The following is a 17606-nucleotide window of genomic DNA, read 5'->3' on the forward strand; positions in this document are numbered from 1 at the left end:
CTTACGCAGTTGCTCCGGAGGCTGCCTGTGGCCAACGATAAAGCTCCACACCGTCAATGAAGCTAAGTAGGATGCGGTAGGCCCCCTCCACGATACGATAGTCCTCCGACGAGTCTCCCTTCTCACCGTGCAGCAGGTTGCACCGGACCTGATAAATTGCCCGGATCGTCTGGCTCCATGAAGGCTTCTCTCGATCGAAATTACCTTGCGGCTGATGTTGTACGTGCCTACCGCGCATCCACCTAATATACTCCGGACGATCGAGCCCTAGAAATTGCTCCCGAAGCCGCTTTTTTCTTATGTCCTTCACATTGAAGATCGGCCAGAATGCAGCGAACACTTTGGCGTAGGTTAGAGAGGGGACATCGCGCTCCAACAGCTCAGTGAACGCTCTGCTAAGTGCCGGGCTCTCAGCCAATTTGCGGATCATTTCCGCATCCGTGTCCACTTCAGTTACTCTCATTCCCCATTGGTTGAACCCGGTCCACAACCGGGTGAAGGCATCAAAAGAGTCGTAGTCCTGCCTCTCCCCAGCCGATTTAGCTCGGCGGTGCCAATGACGCACCAAGTCCTTTCCGATCGGGCTCCCGTTCGCAAACAACTCGAACTGAATCTCCGGCGCCATATCTACCTCAAGACCTCTCAGGGCTTAGTCAGAAGCGACTAATTTAATTGATACAACTAGTACGCTAAATCGTTTGGGAGTATGATCAAGCCATACTCGAAGGATATCTCCATGACTGCCGACGAATATCTCAGAAATATATTGGCGCGAGAAGCCGTTGACACATCAGCGACGTCTCCAGTTCGGGCCGTACAGACCACTTTGCAGCCGCTCCTAACCGAATGGGCCGGTAAGCTATTGCGAGGGGTGCACCCCAGTGGCTCGTTCGCGAAAGGCTCCGCGAACAGCAGCGGCACAGACATTGATCTCTTTGTTTCACTCTCTAGCGACCTTACCGATACTCTGAAAGATATCTACACAAAGCTCTTTGATACACTCAAGAGTAAGGGCTACTCGCCAAAGCAGCAAAACGTTTCCATAAACATACGCGTCGGCGGCTACGACGTTGACCTTGTGCCCGCCAAACATCAAGGCGGTCAGGGCGAAGACCACAGCTTGTACCGGAGACGGGCGGACACCTGGACCAAGACGAACGTGACCACTCACATTGTCAAAGTCCAAAATGGAAACCGCATTTCCGAAATTCGCATCATAAAGCTATGGAGAGACCAGAAGAAATTGGACTTCCCTTCCTTTTATCTGGAGCTGGTCGTAATTGCCGCACTATCTGGCAAAGGAAAAGAACTCTCGCACAATGTTCTTAGCGTGTTTGAGTATCTGCGAGACACGTTTCCGACGGCGCGATTTGTCGATCCTGCGAATACGAATAACATTATCTCAGACGACCTCTCGGCGGCGGACCGCGCCAAGATCAAGGCTGAAGCTCAGAAAGCAATTGCAGCCACTAGCTGGAATCAGATTGTCGTATGAGCTGGTCTCTTCCCCAACTTCTATCGGGTTTGCACGAGGACATTGAAGCGCGCCTAAGCCTCGCTCGCAAATCATTCGCGCACGCTCCGACCAAAGGCGATGCCAGCGAGCACGTTTGGCTTGAACTTTTCAAGAATTACCTTCCGCAGCGCTATAGCGCCGAGACAGCTCATGTAGTGGATAGCGAAGGCAATTTCAGTGAGCAGATTGACGTTGTCATCTTCGACCGACACTACACGCCGTTTATCTTTAAATTTGAAGGGCAGATGATCATTCCGTCAGAGGGTGTGTATGCGGTCTTCGAGGCAAAGCAGACGATAAATGCAGAACTCGTGGCCTACGCGAGAGCAAAGGCTGCTAGCGTTAGAAAGCTCAAGCGGACGAGTCTTCCAATTCCACACGCGGGCGGCACCTATGAGCCAAAGCCACCTCACTCCATTCTTGCCGGCATTCTAACCTTTGAAAGCGAGTGGTCCCCACCTCTTGGCAAGCCGCTCACAACGGCTTTGGAAACAGGCGATCAGGCCAACAGCCTCGACTTGGGCTGCATTGCCGCACACGGGATTTTCTATCGTATCGGGCAATCCTACTCACTTGTCCCCGAAAAGAAGGCTGCAACTTCGTTTTTGCTGGAGTTAATCGCGCGTCTTCAAGAATTCGCGACGGTTCCTATGATCGACATCCGCGCTTACGCGCGCTGGCTGGAAAAATAAGTTACGGTGCATTTCACCGAGAATTACTTTTCTTTGAAGCAGCGATTGCTTCAACGCGTGTGAGGAGAGGCTCATGGGCCTGCACAACCTAAGCACCGTCCATTGTCCAATATCCCGGAGGAGTTCAACATTGATGGATACGAAAGGGGGCGTCTAGCGCCTCCGCCGGTCTTCCCTATGATGGCTTTCGAGTTTCATCTATTTCTCTAGTCCCTTCTCCAGATATTCTTTCCCAGGAATGATCGTATCCATCGCGCGATCGAGAATGCCCATCCGATCGCAGACCCGACGGAAATCCACGAGGCCTCGATCGCAAAGCCTGGAGCGCTCCGCAAGCGGCCGACGATCTAACTTCACGACCGGAGCTTTCAGCAGAGGCTCGGTTTCAGGCAGCCATTCGTCGCTACTCATAAGCTTCCCTACCCTACCGCCCTTGCGATCTGAGCTTTAAGGTATCGAATCGTCTCTGCGGCCGCCAATACTGTAGGGCCTATTTAAGAAGTAGTTTCGATTGCCCAAAGCCTTCTCCGCGTACTGATCTATGGCCACCATAATCGCTTGGACGTGCTGATAGCAGGTACCCTTCCCTGGCCGCTAAGTGCCGGACCTCCGCCAAAACTTTAATCCACGGCGGAGGATTGGCTTCGTCTTGGAAGTACTTGAGAGGCTCGCTCACCATTGGCGGCCACCCAAAACTTTCCCTTTCGAGTGAGCAGGAAGCTCGCGCTTCAACTTGTCCCGCTCCGCACAAAGCGCATCGATCTTGTTGAGCATTCGCTCTAGGAGCGCTTCGGCCGCGACTGTAGGTATCCCTGCCCGCTGCAGCTGGCGGATTTCACCACGCTGCCGCCCTACCTGGGTACGCATGCGCTCGATTTCATTTCGGATGTGGTCCAGTCCCATAGCCAGCCTCAGAGTTACTCGCAGTATTTGTTCACTAAATGTTCTTGCTGGCAAGCCCGTGCTAGCCTTTTTTATCCCCGATTCGTATTTGGTTCGAGCGCGCATCTGTCTTGGCATCGCGATCATCGGCGCGTGGCGATGCTAACGGGTGCCTTCGTGCAGTAAGGCTGGGACCCAATGTCGCCCCTTTGCCCGGTATGCAGCCTGCCCATGAAACCGCTCGGTCGCACCTTCCAGTGCGACCGAGCGGTTGGCTGGGGCTATTTGTCAGGCGCGTTCACCGGGGGAAGCGACCGCGTGGGCATGATAGCCGTTTGATGCCTATGCTGCAGAGCGAACGCCAGCGCCAATAATCCCACCGTTATGATGATCGCCCCACGCATGCGATCACCTTAGACCTCCAAGCGCCGCGCGCAATTTGACAGAAGTCGAAGGCCGCCTCAGTTGGGGTCCTGGCCTGTTTCGACCCCTGGTGGCCTAATTTGAAATATGCAGTGGCCTAGTTTGATTGTGTTCACAATTGAACAGACCGGGCGATTTCGGCATAGTTAGGATCGGAACTCTGGAACCCAACGGTTAGGACCCGGAAGCCAAGAGGTGTGTCATGCAGCGTCGTCGTTTCAAACACATTCTGACTTTCCCAGAACGTCTCGATCAGGAAGCCAAGCGTCTCCGAACAGAGGCCGAAAAATTGCCGCCCGGATCCGAACGGGACGAACTTCTTCGCAAGGCTCGCCAGGCCGAAACCGCTTTTCACGTCAATGACTGGCTTTCATCACCCGGGCTTAGGGCACCGGAATAGAAGTGAGGCCGCCTCAGCTGGCGAGCTGTCCAGCAAATATCCGCATTCTGCCCTGCGTGGTCATTCGCAACCGGCCTGATAGTTCGACTGGAGTGATCAATTTTGAACAGCGCGGTTCGCGGTCAGCGCAGATGCTCCCTTTATGACGGGCGATACATGGACCGAAAATCTTAGGTGCCCCAGGTGCGGTCGAACTGGGCAAGCCACGCTGACCGAGATCGCCCAGTTCAGAAATAGCTACGACATCATTCCAGTCGGGTTTGAGGTCCATGAGGGGCCATACGGCACCGATTTTCGGTGCGCTGCCTGCCACATCCCCGTAGCGCCGTAGGAGTAAATCCCCGCTTCTATCCCCAGCCCGGATTTATGATCTCGCAAACAGGCCCGTAACCCGTTTGGGCCATGAACCTTTGCGCCGGGTGTGCTGACACACTCATAACGGGATTTTACGATCACCTTCCCGGGGCTAGGACCAGCGCCGTCTGCAATCTTTTCAAGTGGGCGGCGTTGTGTTGTCGGGTGCGCTCAAAGAGGCGGCCCCAGCACTGGGGGCTGGCGCAATGGCTGGGGCCGTCCTTCACTTGGACGACGCAGGCGTCTCCACCTATCCCGTCACTAATCAAGCTAAACACTAGTTCGACGCGGTGTCGGTCTGACTCCTGACATTGGGAGTGTCCTAGTTCCCGATTGCGAGTGTCCGAATTAGGACAGCACCGGCAAGCCGCTAGGAATGATGGTGGGTCGGCAGCAAAAAAACACCCAAACGGTTGTCGGAACCAACGGTCCTCGTTCGTCTTGAATCCAGGTTCTGTAGCGTTTGGAGTATTTGAATGGCCCCCCGCGCCAACTGGAAAGGCTTTTTGCGCCTTTCGCTTGTTACCTGTCCGGTCGCTTTGTACCCGGCCACTTCCGATTCCGAGAAGATCAGCTTCAACCAGATCAATAAGAATACCGGCCACCGTATCAAGTACCTGAAGGTCGACGCCGACACCGGCGAGGAAGTTGCTAGCGAGGACATCACCAAGGGATACAAGGTCGATACCGACACCTACATTGAGGTGTCGAAGGACGAGCTTGAGAACATCTCTCTGGAATCCACCCGGACCATCGATATCGATGAGTTTGTCCCGAAGAGCGATATAGACCCGCGCTATCTCATCCGTCCATATTACCTGGTCCCCGACGGCAAAGTCGGACACGACGCATTTGCGGTGATCCGCGAGACCATCCGCAGCCTAGACAAGGTGGCCATTGGCCGCGTCGTCCTGACCAATCGCGAGCACATCATCAGCCTGGAACCCCTCGACAAAGGCCTCATGGGCACGCTCTTGCGATACCCCTACGAAGTCCGGGACGAGAAGGAATATTTCGACGAGATCCAGGACGTGAAAGTCACAAAGGACATGCTCGATTTGGCGAAGCATATCGTCAATCAGAAGGCTGCCGACTTTGATCCTGAGAAGTTCGAAGACCACTACGAAGAGGCACTGACGGAACTCATCAACGCGAAGCGCAACGGCAAGACCATTGCGGCTAAGGCGCGCCCGCGCGGTGAGAACGTGGTGGATCTCATGGATGCACTCAAGAAAAGCATTGCCGGCGAGGCGCCGCCGAGCAAAGGCAAGAAGCCCCGCAAGGCCGCTGCCGGCCAGAAGGAAATGCTCCTTCCGATCGAGGGGAAGAAGCCCGCAGCAAAGAAGGCGACCAAGCCCGAGCAAGCTACGGGCCGCCGGAAGGCGGGATAGGAACCCGTTTGGAAGCGGCTTGAAAACGAACTGGCTAAGTGCGAATTAGCTGCGGCGGTCTGACGCTTCGTGCCGGAACGCATCGGCAACGGGAGAGCCAAAAAAGAGCCAAAAACTTAGCTCTTTCTGCTAACCCATTGAAATTACTTACGCGCTCGTAGCTCAGCTGGATAGAGCATCGGATTTCGATTCCGAGGGTCGGGAGTTCGAATCTCTCCGAGCGCGCCATTTCAACGCTACAATTTGGCGACCACGGCTGTGGAGTTACGGGGTGCAGTCCAGTGCACTCAATTGACCTACTCCGTCTCCGCACCCATCACGCAGGCAGAGCCCGCCTCGTCCGCATCGTCGTCCCCGGTACACCGCGCAACATCACCTCGCACAACAACAACCGCACGCGCCTTCGTTGTCAATTGAGTGCACCGTAACTCCGCGCTCGATCTCAACCCCGCGGGCACCCCAATTCGAAGCTGGGCGGGGAGCCACAAAGTGAAAACCCACCGGCGTGAACCGGTGAGCGCAATCGCGGAACCAAATCGGGCCTAGCCGACTCTCAGATTCTCCGCGGACGTCTTGCCGCGGTTTTCCTTCTCCTCGTAGCTCACCTTGGCACCCTCATTGAGGCTGCTCAGACCGGCCTTTTCCACCGCCGAGATGTGCACGAATACGTCTTTGCCACCGCTGTCGGGTTGGATGAACCCAAATCCCTTGACTGGATTGAACCACTTCACAGTGCCTGTCGCCACGTCCGCTCTCCCATTTTCAAGTAATGGTGGCAGCCTAGAGCGCTAGCGCACGATACCGCAAGAAGAAACCGGCCGGGCGGCCCACGAAATCATTTTCCCAGACCACGAAGCCGACCCGAAACAAACCCGGCCTAGCGCCCCCCCATTGTTCAAAATGGAGCGATGGCTATGATGGGCTCGGTGTGGACTCGTAAGGCACGCATGCTCGTGATCGCAAATTTGATGGCCGGCGCCACCGTTCTGTGATGGCTGCTCACCATCCCGTCTCAAGTGTCGCGCTCGGTAGTGAGTTGCAATGCAGTAAGGCCGCGTTTGTTTTAACGACGCGCCGTCATGTCCTTCTAAGCAACGTCAGAGCGGCGCCGGAGGAATCACCTTGGCGATCCATGGCAGGTCGTCGCGCCACAGCAGGCACGCGCGCTGCTCGGGCGACAGGCCGACGGCGAGCGAAGCGAGTTGGGCGCGCGACAGACCGGAGCGCTCGCAGAGGAACGGACGCAGCGGCCGGCGCGAGAAGTAATTGTAGAAGATGGCGGTCCGGTCACGCGAAACCGCAGGCTTGCCGCGGTGATAGCGAGTCGCGCTGCATGCGTCCACGCGTCACCACCGCGCCGCGCGGCGGTCTTCATCGCCGACGATCAAACGCGGCGAGCGGAGTTGCAGGACGCCGTGCGAGATGGTCGGCGGCAGCATGCAGGTGTGAACCCAGCCGACATAATGGCCGTAGTAATCGGAGGTGTGAACCAGCGGGCAACGCGGATCGCCGGTGCCGTAGTAGCTGCGGTTGGCGGCCAGGGCGTTGTTCAGGATTCCGTCGATCATGCCGCCGTCGATATGAAGTTCTCCGGCGGCGGCCGGTTGGGTTGTGACGGCTGCGACAGTCAGTGCGAGTGCCACCAGGGCTGAGGTGGCGATGCTGGATTTGATCGGCATGTGACATCTCCGGATGGATGGGTCGCCTGCCAATTGGTCGAAGCCTGTTTGAATCGCGTTCGGGCGCGAGCCCGGACGGACGATTACAAATCATCCATGCAGCCGCGGAGATGAAGGAGAATTGCGAGGCTGTCTTCGTCCGCTTACGAACTGCTCGGGATCTTGCGGCGCACCGCTTCCACGCCGGCGTCGGCGACACGATAGGTCCGTCCGCCCTCGGGAACGATCCAGCCCTTATCGATCATTCCGGCGATGGTGCTCGGGCCTACGCCGGCCGGAAACCGGCGGCCGTTCGTGATCGCGTCGATCGCCACCCGTTCGAGATGGGTGGCGACGTGCGACGGGCGCGCCCGATAGGCTTTCGCAACGATGAGGACCGACAGAACTTCGGCGCGCCGCCGCACCGCCGAGGCGCTGCGGGTCAGCTCGTTGCTGATCTCGAGGGCATTCCTGCCGGCTCTCGCGAGGTCCCTGAGCTTCTCATCTTCGTCAAAGGTCCAGCGCCGCACGGTCCCCATTTGCCCCTCATCGCCAGGATGCGCTCCACCTGGACCCGATGCATACGCAGGCGAAGCTGATTTGCCATGTGACTTTCGGCACCTCTTGATGTGGCAAAGGGGACTGTCGGCGATGCAGCGGCTGCGACGGGCGACGCATCAAAAGGAATCGGCCCGCCACCGGCCCCGCAAGGGGCCGGCCACGGCACCGTTCTGTCCTAAGAGAACCGATCAGTGCTTGGTTGGGTCAAGCACCACGATCACGCCGGTCGGTTCCGGCTCGTGCGGCTGCAGACTCGTCAACGTCGCGTCGCTCCACGCGGCGAGACTCACGACCTCGCCGGCCTCTCCCTCGATGTCGCGCGTTTCGGCGGGCTCGAGCACCTTGAGACCGCTTCTGTCGACAAAAAAAGTGTGGTCTCCGAAGACGCTGTTCAATCGAGCGACGGCGGGATGATCCTCGGGAAGCACTTCGGCCTCCATTTGCATCATCGTCCGTTTCACCTGTTCGGAATTTAGCTTCATCAGCTGCTCCTGTTTTGGGTTCCGGCCTTGGCTGGTCTCCTCCCCGCTTCGCCCGTTTCCTCAGGGGGCCTCGGACTCCCGAACCGATGCCGCAGCGAAACGTTCCCCGCGTCGCACGCAGTTTGACCGCGCGATGCAGGTTCCGCTGCGGCGCGCGGTGGCGTCGGTCGTCAAGTTCGACTAGCTAATGCAGCCGCGCGGCTCGCGCCTTCGCCGCCTTCAGCGTGTTCTCCATCAGGCAGGCGATCGTCATCGGACCGACGCCACGCGGCACCGGCGTGATAGCGCCGGCCACCAGAACCGCCTCATCGAAGCTGACATCGCCACGCACCGCGTAGCCACCGTCAGGCGTCTTGACGCGGGTGGTGCCGACATCGATGACGATCGCCTGCGGCTTGATCCAGTCGCCACGCACCAGCCCGGCCTTGCCCACCGCGCTGACGAGGATGTCGGCCTGACGGCAGATGCCGCTGATGCCGCGGGTGTGGATGTGGGTCTGCGTCACGGTCGCCTGCTCCTTGAGGAGCAGTGCTGCCATCGGCTTGCCGACGATGTTGGAGCTTCCGATCACGACGGCATGAGCGCCGGTGAGATCCGGCCGGATCGACTTGATCAGCCGGAGACAGCCGAGCGGCGTGCACGACACCAGCGCGTCGTCACCGTGGAACAGGCGACCGGCGTTCAGCGCATGCAGACCGTCGACGTCCTTGGACGGATCGACCGCGGCCATCACGCGCAACGCGTCGATATGTGCCGGCAGCGGCAATTGCACGAGGATGCCGTCGACATCGTCGCGCGCGTTGAGCCTCTCGATCAGCGCGAGCAACTCGCCCTCGCCGGCATCGTGCGGCAGCAATTCGACCTCGCCGCGCAAGCCGAGCCGCTCGGCCATCCTGATCTTGCTCTGCACATAGATGTGGCTGGCCGGGTCGTCGCCGACCAGCACCACGGCAAGCCCCGGCGCCCGGGGCATCCGATCCAGTTCGTCTGCGATATTGTCGATGAGAATCTGGGCGTGTACGTGCCCATCCAGAATGATCGCCGTCATATGGCACCTCCGATGTCGAAGCGATGCCCAGGCGCGCGGCGTCAGTCTCTGCGCTCCCCGATGGTATCCCATCCAAGCGCCAGTCGCGCAGATGGCGCTTTCATAGCGGCCCGGCCGGACAATGGGAAATCACCGCATCGGCCCTAAGGGCCGCAATCGGCTAACTCGTCACGGTTACATAATACCGTCAAACTCTGGGGTAGGATTTACCAATAAGTTGCGATAAGTCACGGCGCCGGCCGGGCTTTTCCGATCCCCGGCGCCCTCCTCCCGGTCATCACGCCATTTCGGACATTTCGACATGAGACAGATCATCCTCGCGCTCGCGCTCCTGTACCCGGCCGCTGCGCTTGCCCAAGGGGCTACCCCGCCTGCCGCCACCGCCCAGCCAGCCGCCTCGCCACCGCCGATGGTCGGCGACAAGCCGCTGGTCCAGGTCGGCAAGAAGCCCGCCGCCAAGAAGGGCGAGAAATCAGCCGCGCCGGGCAAGCCGCAATCGATCGCGCTCCGGCTGCAGGAGTGTCAGGACATCGACGATGCGACCAAGGACCGGCTGATCTGCTACGACGCGATCTTCAAGCCGCAGCCGAAGCCGAAGCCTCCGGCGGCGAAGGGTGTGAGCGACTGCCATTTCCTGAAGGAAGAGGACGAGCGGCTGACCTGCTACAACGGCTTTGCCGACAAGATCCCGCGGCTGCCGCGTTAACCACAATCGCCGTCGCTGATGCGGCGGCGATCCGGACGTTCGCTTGTCAGCTTGACGATGCGATCATGACCGACGGTGCCGCCGCCCGGTCAATTGCAGGCTGGTCAATCCGGCTACCAGGTGCCGAAGCCGCTGAACAGCCCGGAGCGCGGCTGCTGCTGGGCGACGCGGAACGGCTGGAAGGGGCCAGGCTGCGCCAAGCGCGTCGGCTGCAACTGCGTCGGCGGGTTGGTGTGGGTCTTGGCGACCTTGCGCTTCTTCGGTGCCTGTACCGGCTGGAGCTGCGCCTGCTGCTCGAGCGGCTTCGCCTCCGCCACAGCCGGCTTGCCGCGAGCATCGGTCTTCACGTCGTTTTTGGCTTCCGCAGGAATGAACTGGGCGAAGGTGTCGCGGACGCGCGCCTGAGCCGACGTCTCCCGCGCGGCCGCGGGAGCAGCTGCGGCGACAACGTTAACCTGCGGCGGAACCACGGTTGGCAGGCTGGTGTCATACACCACCCGCTCCGGCAATTTCTGGGTCGACCTGATGCGGACCGTGCTCCTGTCGAAGCTTGGGGCCGACGGGTTGGTGACGGCGGCGACCACGGTCTCCTGCGGGACAATGGCGTTGATCACGAACAGCAGCGCGAGCAGAACTCCGCCGACGAACAGGAAATAACGCGCGACTGGCATTTCGGTAGCTCCCCCCGCGCAACGGGCGCGGTTCAACTCGCCTGGAGCACAGCGGCAAACGCCACCGTGCGCCAACGTTGTGTTCGTTTGCGCATGATCACCCGGGGAGCCCTCATCCGCGCTGCCGGGTCATGGTCTAACTGGCGATGTATCAGTTAGTTCCTTGCGGCCGTTTATGGTTCACCCCCGGCAGTCACTTTTTCGAGATGCAGGGTTTAGAGGCGGCTCGCGGTCACCACGGAACATTTCGCTTTAATTGCATTAATATTTACGAATCCGATCAACATCCGCGGATAGGTCTTGCGGCTCTTCATGGCGATGGTGTCGCTGATCAGGCGCTTGCGCTCGGTCAGGGGGCTGCCGTCGCGGCGGATGAAGGCGCAGGCAATCTCGATATCCTTCACCGCGAAGTCGTTGGCGTTGCGCAGCGTCAGAGTGACCAGCGCCTTCGAGCCAAGCCCGCCCCGGCGCCATGATTGCGATGCGATCCGCAAGCCATCGAGCGGCGATTTCTCCGGCTTGGCCTCCGGCTCACTGGCGACCCCGGCCGCGGCGGGCTCAACTGCGGGTACGGTTGCAGTAGCGGCTTGGCCCGGCCGAGCTTCGGCCAATGGATTCTGTATCGAGGCGTTCTGTGCCGCGAGGATGATCGCAGAGGACGCTGGCGCGTCATCCAGATCATCGGCATCGCTCGGATCGGGGAGCATCAGCCATGCCGCGATACCTGCAACGGCGATCAGCGGCACAACCAGGCTCATGCCGAGGCCGGCGGTACCAAGATGTCCAAAACCTGGACCTACAAGGCCACGAAACGACGCCCAGCCGATTCGCATTGCCGTTCCCTCACCCGGCGGCCGCTGCCGCTCATGAAAAAAGCCATACGGGCGCCGCACCGTAAGGCTTCCAGCGACGATGACCGCTGTACGGGGCGCCACTGTCGGGACAATCGCCGAGAGCCAAATTGGTTTCATTCCGGCACGGCGAGATTGCGGCTCAATATTGCTGCCGATGTCACGCGGGGATGGAATTGCGTCCGACTGGCCGCTAGATTTGCGCCCGCTTCCGTCGCGCTCACCGCGCGGCATGAATAACCAAGGAGATCGCGATGCCGACCGTGACCTGGGACCACGTCCACCTGCGCAGTCCCGATCCCGAGGCAACGGCCACCTGGCTCCGCGACGTCCTCGGCGCCGAGATCATCCGCGGCCCCGGCCGCATCGATATCCAGCTCGGCGGCGCCAAAGTATTTATCGCGGAAGTGACTGCCGGTGACGGCGTCAACGCAGCCCCGCTGACGCCCTATCAGGGGCTCGATCATTTCGGGCTGACGGTCAAGGACATCGACGCGGTCGCCGCCGAGATCAAGGCCAAGGGCGTCGCGTTCACCAAGGAGCCGACCACCATCCGCCCCGGCGTGCGCATCTGCTTCATCCGCGGCCCGCAGGGCATCTCGATCGAGCTCCTGGAGCGCGACAAGAAATACGCGTGAGCGCGACCAGCAAGTCGGCGCGCGCGTCACCGTCATCCCCGCGCAACGGCGTTGCCGTTGCGCGTCGATGACGCGGAACGTGATCGTGCGCCGCTACGTCATGCTACCCGGCATGAAGCAGCGGATCGTCACGCCCATGTAGCCGCGGATCGGCCACACCATGGTGCGACCGGCCCGGTTCGGCTCGGTGATCACGGCCTCCTCGGGCACGTCGATCCACTGGCCATCGAGACGGACACGGTAGTGCCCGTCCTTGGATTCCCAGTCGACGTCGCTGACCGCGCTGCCGTCGGCATCCGAGCAGCACGGGCCCTTGCCGCTGCGCAAACCATCGAACCATTGCTTGAGCGGCGAATTGGCGTAGCGGCCATCGGGATCACGCGCCTGTGCGAACTGCACGGCTGCCACTGACACCAACACTATCAGGCCGAGCTTCAATAGCGCCGTCACACGACCGATACGACGCCAAGCTGAAGTTCCATTGTCATTACGATGGCGTGCCAAACGGCCGCCGGAATCAATCCAGTCTGCCATATGTCTCTTGCTCCAGCACTCACCGGCCAGTGCAACCAGAGCTATGCATTTCGCGGGCCATAATGATTCGCGGGCATGGTCCGCTGTCATTGCGCCGTCACACAGGCTGGCAGGAACCGAGGGTCCACCCAACTGCGCGCGCCCCGGAATCAACCTGCCGCGTTGCACGATCGTGCGCGCTTTGGCATAAAAAACAACCGGCTTTCCGTGGGCGCGGCGGCCGGCGATCGGGACACTATGAAGAACGGGCTATATTCGATTCACGTGACCCTGCTGGACGGACGCGTCGGCAAAGGCAGCGGCGTGATTCTATTCCGCGATGGCCAGATTTTCGGCGGCGATGCCTATCTCTATTACACCGGCAGCTACACGGTGAAGGGCGACGCCTTCAAGGGCGAAGTGCTCGTGCAGCGCCACACCACGCCGCGCGAAACGCAGAATCCGCTGTTCGGCGGACCCGCTCCGGTCGGCATCGGCGTCACCGGCACCTTCACCGACACCCGCGGCACCATGAACGGAACCGCGCTGGTCGGCAAAGCCAGCCTGATCTTCGGCGCTACGCTGCACAAGCTCGCCGATATCAACTAGCGATTTCGCTCCGCTCGCAATGACGGCTGGACTTGTTCTCCGCTCGTCGTGCCCGCCTACTCCGCCGCCTGCTCCAGCGGTGCGACGCGGGGCAGCACGATCTGGATGCGCGTGCCGGTGCCCGGCGCAGACTCGAGCGCGAGCCGGCCGCCGAGGCGCGTGGTGACGATGCTGTAGACGATGTGCAGGCCGAGCCCGGTGCCGCCCTGGTCGCGCCGTGTCGTGAAGAACGGATCGAAGGCGCGGCGCCGCACGTCGAGGCTCATGCCGCAGCCATTGTCGGCGAAGATCACCTCGACATTGTCATTGCCCGACGCGCGCACCTGGATGTCGACCTCGCCGGCCTTGCCGTCCGGAAATGCGTGTGCGACCGCGTTGAGGAACAGATTGGTCAGCACCTGGCCATAGGGCCCAGGATAGGAGTTCATCACCAGGTTCGGCTCGCAATCGACGTTGAGCGTCAAATTGTGCTTACGCAGGCCAGGCCGGAGGCTCATCACCACCTGCTCGGTGAGATCGCCGAGGTCGAAACTGCGCTGGTCCGAATAGTTGCGGTCGGCGGCCACCTGCTTGAACGACTGGATCAGCTCGGCGGCGCGGTTGAGATTGGCGACCAGCTGCGAGGACGCATCCCGGACTGTTTCCAGGAAGTCATTGAGGGTGGAGCGGCGCAGATCGCCGCGCTCGACCTGGCCTCCGAAGATCGCGGTCTTGCGTTCGAGCGCCGAGGCCACCGTCAGGCTGATGCCGACCGGGTTGTTGACCTCATGCGCGACGCCGGCCACCAGCCGCCCGAGGGCTGCAAGCTTCTCGGCCTCGATCAGCGAGTTCTGGGTCTCGCGCAGATTGCGCAGCGCGGCTTCGGCGGAATCCTTTGCCTTGCGCATCTCCTGTTCGGAGCGCTTGCGCTCGCCGATGTCGAGCGCGACCGTGACGATGTTCTCGATCTCGCCCTGCGGGCCGAGGATCGGCAATTTGTTGACCAGCCATTGCCGCATGTTGCCGGCGGAATCCTTGTACTCCTCCTCGTAGAAGCCGAGTTCGCGCCGCGCCGACAGCACGCGCTTGTCGTTTTCATCGGTCTTGGCCGCGCCGTAGCGCGACATCAGATCGGCGGTGGTCTGGCCGGTGGCGTCCTGGGGCTCGACGCCGAAGATGCCGGCCATGTAGCGGTTCATCATCACATAACGCAGATCGCGGTCCTTGACGTTGATGACGGCGGGCACGGTGTCGATCACCATCTGCAGCAGGCGGCGGCCTTCGGCGATCGCGTCTTCGGCACGCTTCTGGTCGGTGATATCGCGCACCGTGCCCTCGTAGCGGATCACTTCGCCTTCGTCGTTGCGCACGACGGTGGCGGAGTCCGACAGCCAGAGCACGGAGCCGTCGCGCGAGCGCACCTGGTACTCGTAGTCGCGCACAACGCCGTCGCGCTGCATCAGTTGCTGGTACTGCGTCCGCGCCGCCGGATCGACATAGACGGCGGAAGCGATGTCGGCGATGCCGTTCATCAGATCCTGCGGGGTGGCATAACCCATCATCCGCGCCAGCGCCGGGTTGGCATTGAGCAAAGCGCCGCCCGGCGTCGTCACATAGATGCCTTCGACAGAGGCCTCGAACAGCTTGCGGTAGCTCTCCTCGGCGAGCCGCTGCTCGGCAAGCGCACGCAGCGCCGCCTCGCGCGCGCTATCCGCATCGACGAGGGCCTGGCGGAACACTTCGGCGGCGCGCGCGATGTCGCCGATCTCGTTGTCGAGATCGGCGCCCGGGATGAACGCGTCCTTCTCGCCGCCTGAGACCCTGCGGATCGAGCGCGCAATCTTGGCGAGCGGCCGCACAGTGCGGCGCACCACCAGCGCCGCGGCGAACAGCCCGATCAGGACGCCGGCCGTGCCGAGCACGATGCTCTGCCACTTTGCCTCGGCCAATGTGCGCGCGAAATCCCGCGACAGCACGTGGCCACGCCTTGTGCTGAGTTCGCGCAAGAGCTCGGTGACGCGCTGGATCAGCCGGCCTTCCTCACCGAGCACTTCCTTGTCGATATCGGCGATCTGCCCTTCCCGCACCGAGATCGCGATGATCGCCTCGGCGTAATTGTCGACCGCGCTCCGCAAGGCAGCGTCGGAAATGGCCATCACCCGCATGCTCTGCGCGGCCTGCTCGGCCGCAGACGTATTGTGGGCGAGCAGCGCCGTGGCGATGCGGCTTTGCGCTTCCAGCAGCGTCGTCGCCAGACCCGGATCGGCGATCGATGCAATCGCCTGGTCGAAGGCATCGCGCAGCGGCGGCACTCCGGCGACCAGTTCGGCGCGGCGGCTGAGCAGTGTCGAGATGCGATCGATGCCGCCGCGATAGGTCGCAAGCCGCTGGGTGACGCCGTCGATCATCTCCTGCTGCTCGGGCGCCAGCACGATGCGGGTCTTCTTCAGGATGTCGCTCAGCGATTGCGCAGCTTCCGCGACCTGGGCCGACTGGCTGCCGGGCTCGGTGACGAAATCCCGCGCCGCCAGCCGCAGCTCGTTCATGCGGCGGTCGATATCCTCGGCGATGTCGCCGACGCTTTGCAGCCGCTGCAGCTCGGCAAAGGTCGCGTCGATGTGGCGGATCGCGAACACGCTCGCGGTCGATGTGATGATGATCACGGCCAGCACCAACAGGAAGCTGCCGAACGTGAGCTGTCCGATCGAGAGGGAAAATGCGCGCGGCGGTTGCGAATTCGGCGGCAATTCAGCGGTCATGTCATCGAGGCCGGGGTCCAGTCGGCCGCAATATAGGGGAAATTACGGGCTGTGGGGAACAGGCTGACGCTCACCAACAGGGCATCGGCGCGACCGAGGGTGATTTGCGTCACGCTGATGACGCGGATCGCCTCAATCCGGGACTTGCGCGGCCGCGCCGGCCCCGGCCGCCGCAGGGCTATCGCAGGGGTGCACTGCTAAAATATCGAAAACAACCCCATGCAAAGTAGCCGGTGGGCCGCCGGCTTTCGACACGACAACTTGACACGTCGGGCAAATCAGTGGCATTATTCCATTATTCCGAAATCGTGCAAGCTCCGGGGGCCACAACCGTTGCCGGTTTCAGGCCGTGGCGGCCTTTCGCGCCGGGATGGTCATCGCTGCGACCCCGACCACGACACAGGCGAGCCCGATCCATGCCGTTGGGCTCAGCCCTTCGCCGAGGAAGACGACGCTGAGCGCGACCCCGATCGGCACCCGCAGGTAGGCCTGCGCCGTGGTCCCGACCGAGCCGAGGGTCTGGATCAGGCGGAAATAGATCACGAAGGCGATTGCGGTCGAGAACACGGCGAGCGCCAACAGCGCCAGCAGCGAACTGGTCGACGGCGACAGCGTCCAGGGCTGGTCGACGACAAGGCTAACCGGAATCAGGATCACGGCGCCTGCGATCAGCGAGCCCGCCGCCGGCGCCATCGGGTCGAGGTCCTTGAACCCCCGGCTGAAGATCGCGGCGCAGGCGTAGCTGATGGTGGCGACGACGATCGCGACCTCGGCCACGATCCCGGTGCCGAGGTCGCGGAACGCGTCGACCCCGACGATCAGGCAGATGCCGGCCATGCCGGCGACCACGCCGAACAGCTTTCTCGGGCTTGCGGCCTCATGGCGGGTGATCGCGACCGTGAACAGGAAGGTGAAGATCGGCGAGGCCGAATTGAGGATCGTGGTCAGCCCGGCGTCGACCATCCGCTCGCCCCAGGCAATCAGCGTCCACGGGATCACGCTGTTGAGGCAGGCCTGGAAGACGAAGCGGCGCCAAGTCGGAAGATCCGCCGGCATCGCCACGCCGCGCCAGCGCATGATGACCAGCAGCAGGGCGCCTGCGATCGCGGTGCGCGCCGCGATCAGCGTGATCGGCGGAATGGTCGCGACCCCAAGCTTGATGAAGGTGTAGGACCCACCCCAGAGCGTGGCGAGCGCCAGCAGCAGCGCCATCTCGAAGGCCATGTTGGGCGGGCGCGAGGTGGTCATGGCAAAGGTTCCGTCCGTTGATCAGGACAGACTCTACCCCGCTGGAGGACGACGATATTTCGGTATGGACCGAAGTGTGGAAGGAGCGCTTCTCTTTCTATCGTCGTCCCGGCGAAGGCCGGGACCCATAACCACAGGGTTGAGTTGTTGAACTGCGCTGTGGCCCCAGCGTCGCGCAACAATTGGCATCGGTGGTTATGGGTCCCGGCCTTCGCCCGGACGACA

At 61.4% G+C, this 17606-nt stretch carries 21 protein-coding genes, 1 tRNA gene and 1 riboswitch; of the genes, 7 read left to right on the forward strand and 15 right to left on the reverse strand.

What is annotated here, in order from left to right; genetic code table 11:
* Window position 1: 1 nt before the first annotated feature.
* Window positions 2-625: a hypothetical protein gene (locus UP10_RS01320; protein WP_044585647.1), complete on the reverse strand. Its 624-nt coding sequence runs from the start codon at window positions 623-625 to the stop codon at window positions 2-4.
* A 111-nt stretch (window positions 626-736) separates the two neighbouring features.
* On the opposite strand from UP10_RS01320, the gene UP10_RS01325 reads away from it, so the two are divergent.
* Together UP10_RS01325 and UP10_RS01330 are read left to right on the forward strand one after the other, a co-directional pair.
* On the forward strand, window positions 737-1495 hold the full coding sequence (locus UP10_RS01325; protein ID WP_044586107.1) for a nucleotidyltransferase family protein: 759 nt from the start codon (window positions 737-739) through the stop codon (window positions 1493-1495).
* Entirely contained in the window at window positions 1492-2208 is a 717-nt protein-coding gene (locus tag UP10_RS01330) for a DUF6602 domain-containing protein (RefSeq protein ID WP_044585648.1), read from the forward strand. Before UP10_RS01325 ends, UP10_RS01330 begins: the two co-directional genes overlap by 4 nt.
* A 198-nt stretch (window positions 2209-2406) precedes the next feature.
* On the opposite strand, the gene UP10_RS01335 is transcribed toward UP10_RS01330, so the two are convergent.
* From UP10_RS01335 to UP10_RS46465, 3 genes are all read right to left on the reverse strand, one after another.
* Complete coding sequence (locus tag UP10_RS01335; RefSeq protein WP_044585649.1) at window positions 2407-2619, reverse strand: hypothetical protein; 213 nt, start codon at window positions 2617-2619, stop codon at window positions 2407-2409.
* A 261-nt stretch (window positions 2620-2880) separates the two neighbouring features.
* Window positions 2881-3111 (reverse strand): hypothetical protein, encoded by a 231-nt coding sequence (locus UP10_RS01340; protein ID WP_044586108.1) that lies wholly within the window; start codon window positions 3109-3111, stop codon window positions 2881-2883.
* A gap of 514 nt (window positions 3112-3625) precedes the next feature.
* Entirely contained in the window at window positions 3626-3868 is a 243-nt protein-coding gene (locus UP10_RS46465; RefSeq protein ID WP_044585650.1) for a hypothetical protein, read from the reverse strand.
* A gap of 875 nt (window positions 3869-4743) precedes the next feature.
* Between UP10_RS46465 and ku the strand changes: the two genes are divergently transcribed.
* Both ku and UP10_RS01355 read left to right on the forward strand, forming a co-directional pair.
* Window positions 4744-5658: a non-homologous end joining protein Ku gene (gene ku / locus UP10_RS01350; protein ID WP_044585651.1), complete on the forward strand. Its 915-nt coding sequence runs from the start codon at window positions 4744-4746 to the stop codon at window positions 5656-5658.
* A 151-nt stretch (window positions 5659-5809) separates the two neighbouring features.
* A tRNA-Arg gene (locus UP10_RS01355) sits at window positions 5810-5886 on the forward strand.
* A 314-nt stretch (window positions 5887-6200) separates the two neighbouring features.
* Here UP10_RS01355 and UP10_RS01360 read toward each other — a convergent pair.
* The 6 genes from UP10_RS01360 to UP10_RS01385 form a co-directional block, all read right to left on the reverse strand.
* Window positions 6201-6404: a cold-shock protein gene (locus tag UP10_RS01360; protein WP_044585652.1), complete on the reverse strand. Its 204-nt coding sequence runs from the start codon at window positions 6402-6404 to the stop codon at window positions 6201-6203.
* A 351-nt stretch (window positions 6405-6755) separates the two neighbouring features.
* Window positions 6756-7001, reverse strand: a complete 246-nt coding sequence (locus UP10_RS01365) for a hypothetical protein (protein ID WP_044585653.1) — start codon at window positions 6999-7001, stop codon at window positions 6756-6758.
* Between the two features lie 3 nt (window positions 7002-7004).
* A complete protein-coding gene (locus UP10_RS01370; RefSeq protein ID WP_044585654.1) occupies window positions 7005-7337 on the reverse strand; it encodes a hypothetical protein in 333 nt (110 codons plus the stop codon).
* Window positions 7338-7480: 143 nt separating this feature from the next.
* Window positions 7481-7855 carry a hypothetical protein gene (locus UP10_RS01375; protein ID WP_044585655.1) on the reverse strand — a complete coding sequence of 125 codons (375 nt, stop codon included), beginning with the start codon at window positions 7853-7855 and terminating at the stop codon, window positions 7481-7483.
* A 210-nt stretch (window positions 7856-8065) separates the two neighbouring features.
* On the reverse strand, window positions 8066-8359 hold the full coding sequence (locus UP10_RS01380) for a hypothetical protein (RefSeq protein WP_044585656.1): 294 nt from the start codon (window positions 8357-8359) through the stop codon (window positions 8066-8068).
* Between the two features lie 184 nt (window positions 8360-8543).
* Window positions 8544-9407: a bifunctional 5,10-methylenetetrahydrofolate dehydrogenase/5,10-methenyltetrahydrofolate cyclohydrolase gene (locus UP10_RS01385; protein ID WP_044585657.1), complete on the reverse strand. Its 864-nt coding sequence runs from the start codon at window positions 9405-9407 to the stop codon at window positions 8544-8546.
* An 18-nt stretch (window positions 9408-9425) separates the two neighbouring features.
* Window positions 9426-9504, reverse strand: a riboswitch (ZMP/ZTP riboswitch).
* Window positions 9505-9708: 204 nt separating this feature from the next.
* On the opposite strand from UP10_RS01385, the gene UP10_RS01390 reads away from it, so the two are divergent.
* Window positions 9709-10113 (forward strand): hypothetical protein, encoded by a 405-nt coding sequence (locus UP10_RS01390; protein WP_044585658.1) that lies wholly within the window; start codon window positions 9709-9711, stop codon window positions 10111-10113.
* Between the two features lie 113 nt (window positions 10114-10226).
* Here the strand turns inward: UP10_RS01390 and UP10_RS01395 are convergent, their stop codons facing one another.
* The gene (locus UP10_RS01395) at window positions 10227-10784 is read right to left on the reverse strand and encodes a hypothetical protein (RefSeq protein WP_044585659.1); all 558 of its coding nucleotides are present in this window, start codon (window positions 10782-10784) and stop codon (window positions 10227-10229) included.
* 215 nt (window positions 10785-10999) lie between these two features.
* Complete coding sequence (locus UP10_RS01400) at window positions 11000-11530, reverse strand: hypothetical protein (protein ID WP_156179607.1); 531 nt, start codon at window positions 11528-11530, stop codon at window positions 11000-11002.
* A 359-nt stretch (window positions 11531-11889) separates the two neighbouring features.
* Between UP10_RS01400 and UP10_RS01405 the strand changes: the two genes are divergently transcribed.
* Window positions 11890-12273 carry a VOC family protein gene (locus tag UP10_RS01405; protein WP_044585661.1) on the forward strand — a complete coding sequence of 128 codons (384 nt, stop codon included), beginning with the start codon at window positions 11890-11892 and terminating at the stop codon, window positions 12271-12273.
* A 93-nt stretch (window positions 12274-12366) separates the two neighbouring features.
* On the opposite strand, the gene UP10_RS01410 is transcribed toward UP10_RS01405, so the two are convergent.
* Window positions 12367-12807, reverse strand: a complete 441-nt coding sequence (locus UP10_RS01410; RefSeq protein WP_082076943.1) for a hypothetical protein — start codon at window positions 12805-12807, stop codon at window positions 12367-12369.
* A gap of 237 nt (window positions 12808-13044) precedes the next feature.
* Here UP10_RS01410 and UP10_RS01415 point away from each other — a divergent pair, with 237 nt between their 5' ends.
* Window positions 13045-13395 carry a GrlR family regulatory protein gene (locus UP10_RS01415; protein WP_044586110.1) on the forward strand — a complete coding sequence of 117 codons (351 nt, stop codon included), beginning with the start codon at window positions 13045-13047 and terminating at the stop codon, window positions 13393-13395.
* A 56-nt stretch (window positions 13396-13451) separates the two neighbouring features.
* On the opposite strand, the gene UP10_RS01420 is transcribed toward UP10_RS01415, so the two are convergent.
* Window positions 13452-16133: a PAS domain S-box protein gene (locus UP10_RS01420; protein ID WP_044585662.1), complete on the reverse strand. Its 2682-nt coding sequence runs from the start codon at window positions 16131-16133 to the stop codon at window positions 13452-13454.
* Between the two features lie 342 nt (window positions 16134-16475).
* A complete protein-coding gene (locus UP10_RS01425) occupies window positions 16476-17381 on the reverse strand; it encodes a DMT family transporter (RefSeq protein ID WP_044585663.1) in 906 nt (301 codons plus the stop codon).
* Between the last annotated feature and the right edge of the window lie 225 nt (window positions 17382-17606).

Origin of the sequence: Bradyrhizobium sp. LTSPM299 (assembly GCF_000938235.1) — a bacterium.
Lineage (GTDB): Bacteria > Pseudomonadota > Alphaproteobacteria > Rhizobiales > Xanthobacteraceae > Bradyrhizobium.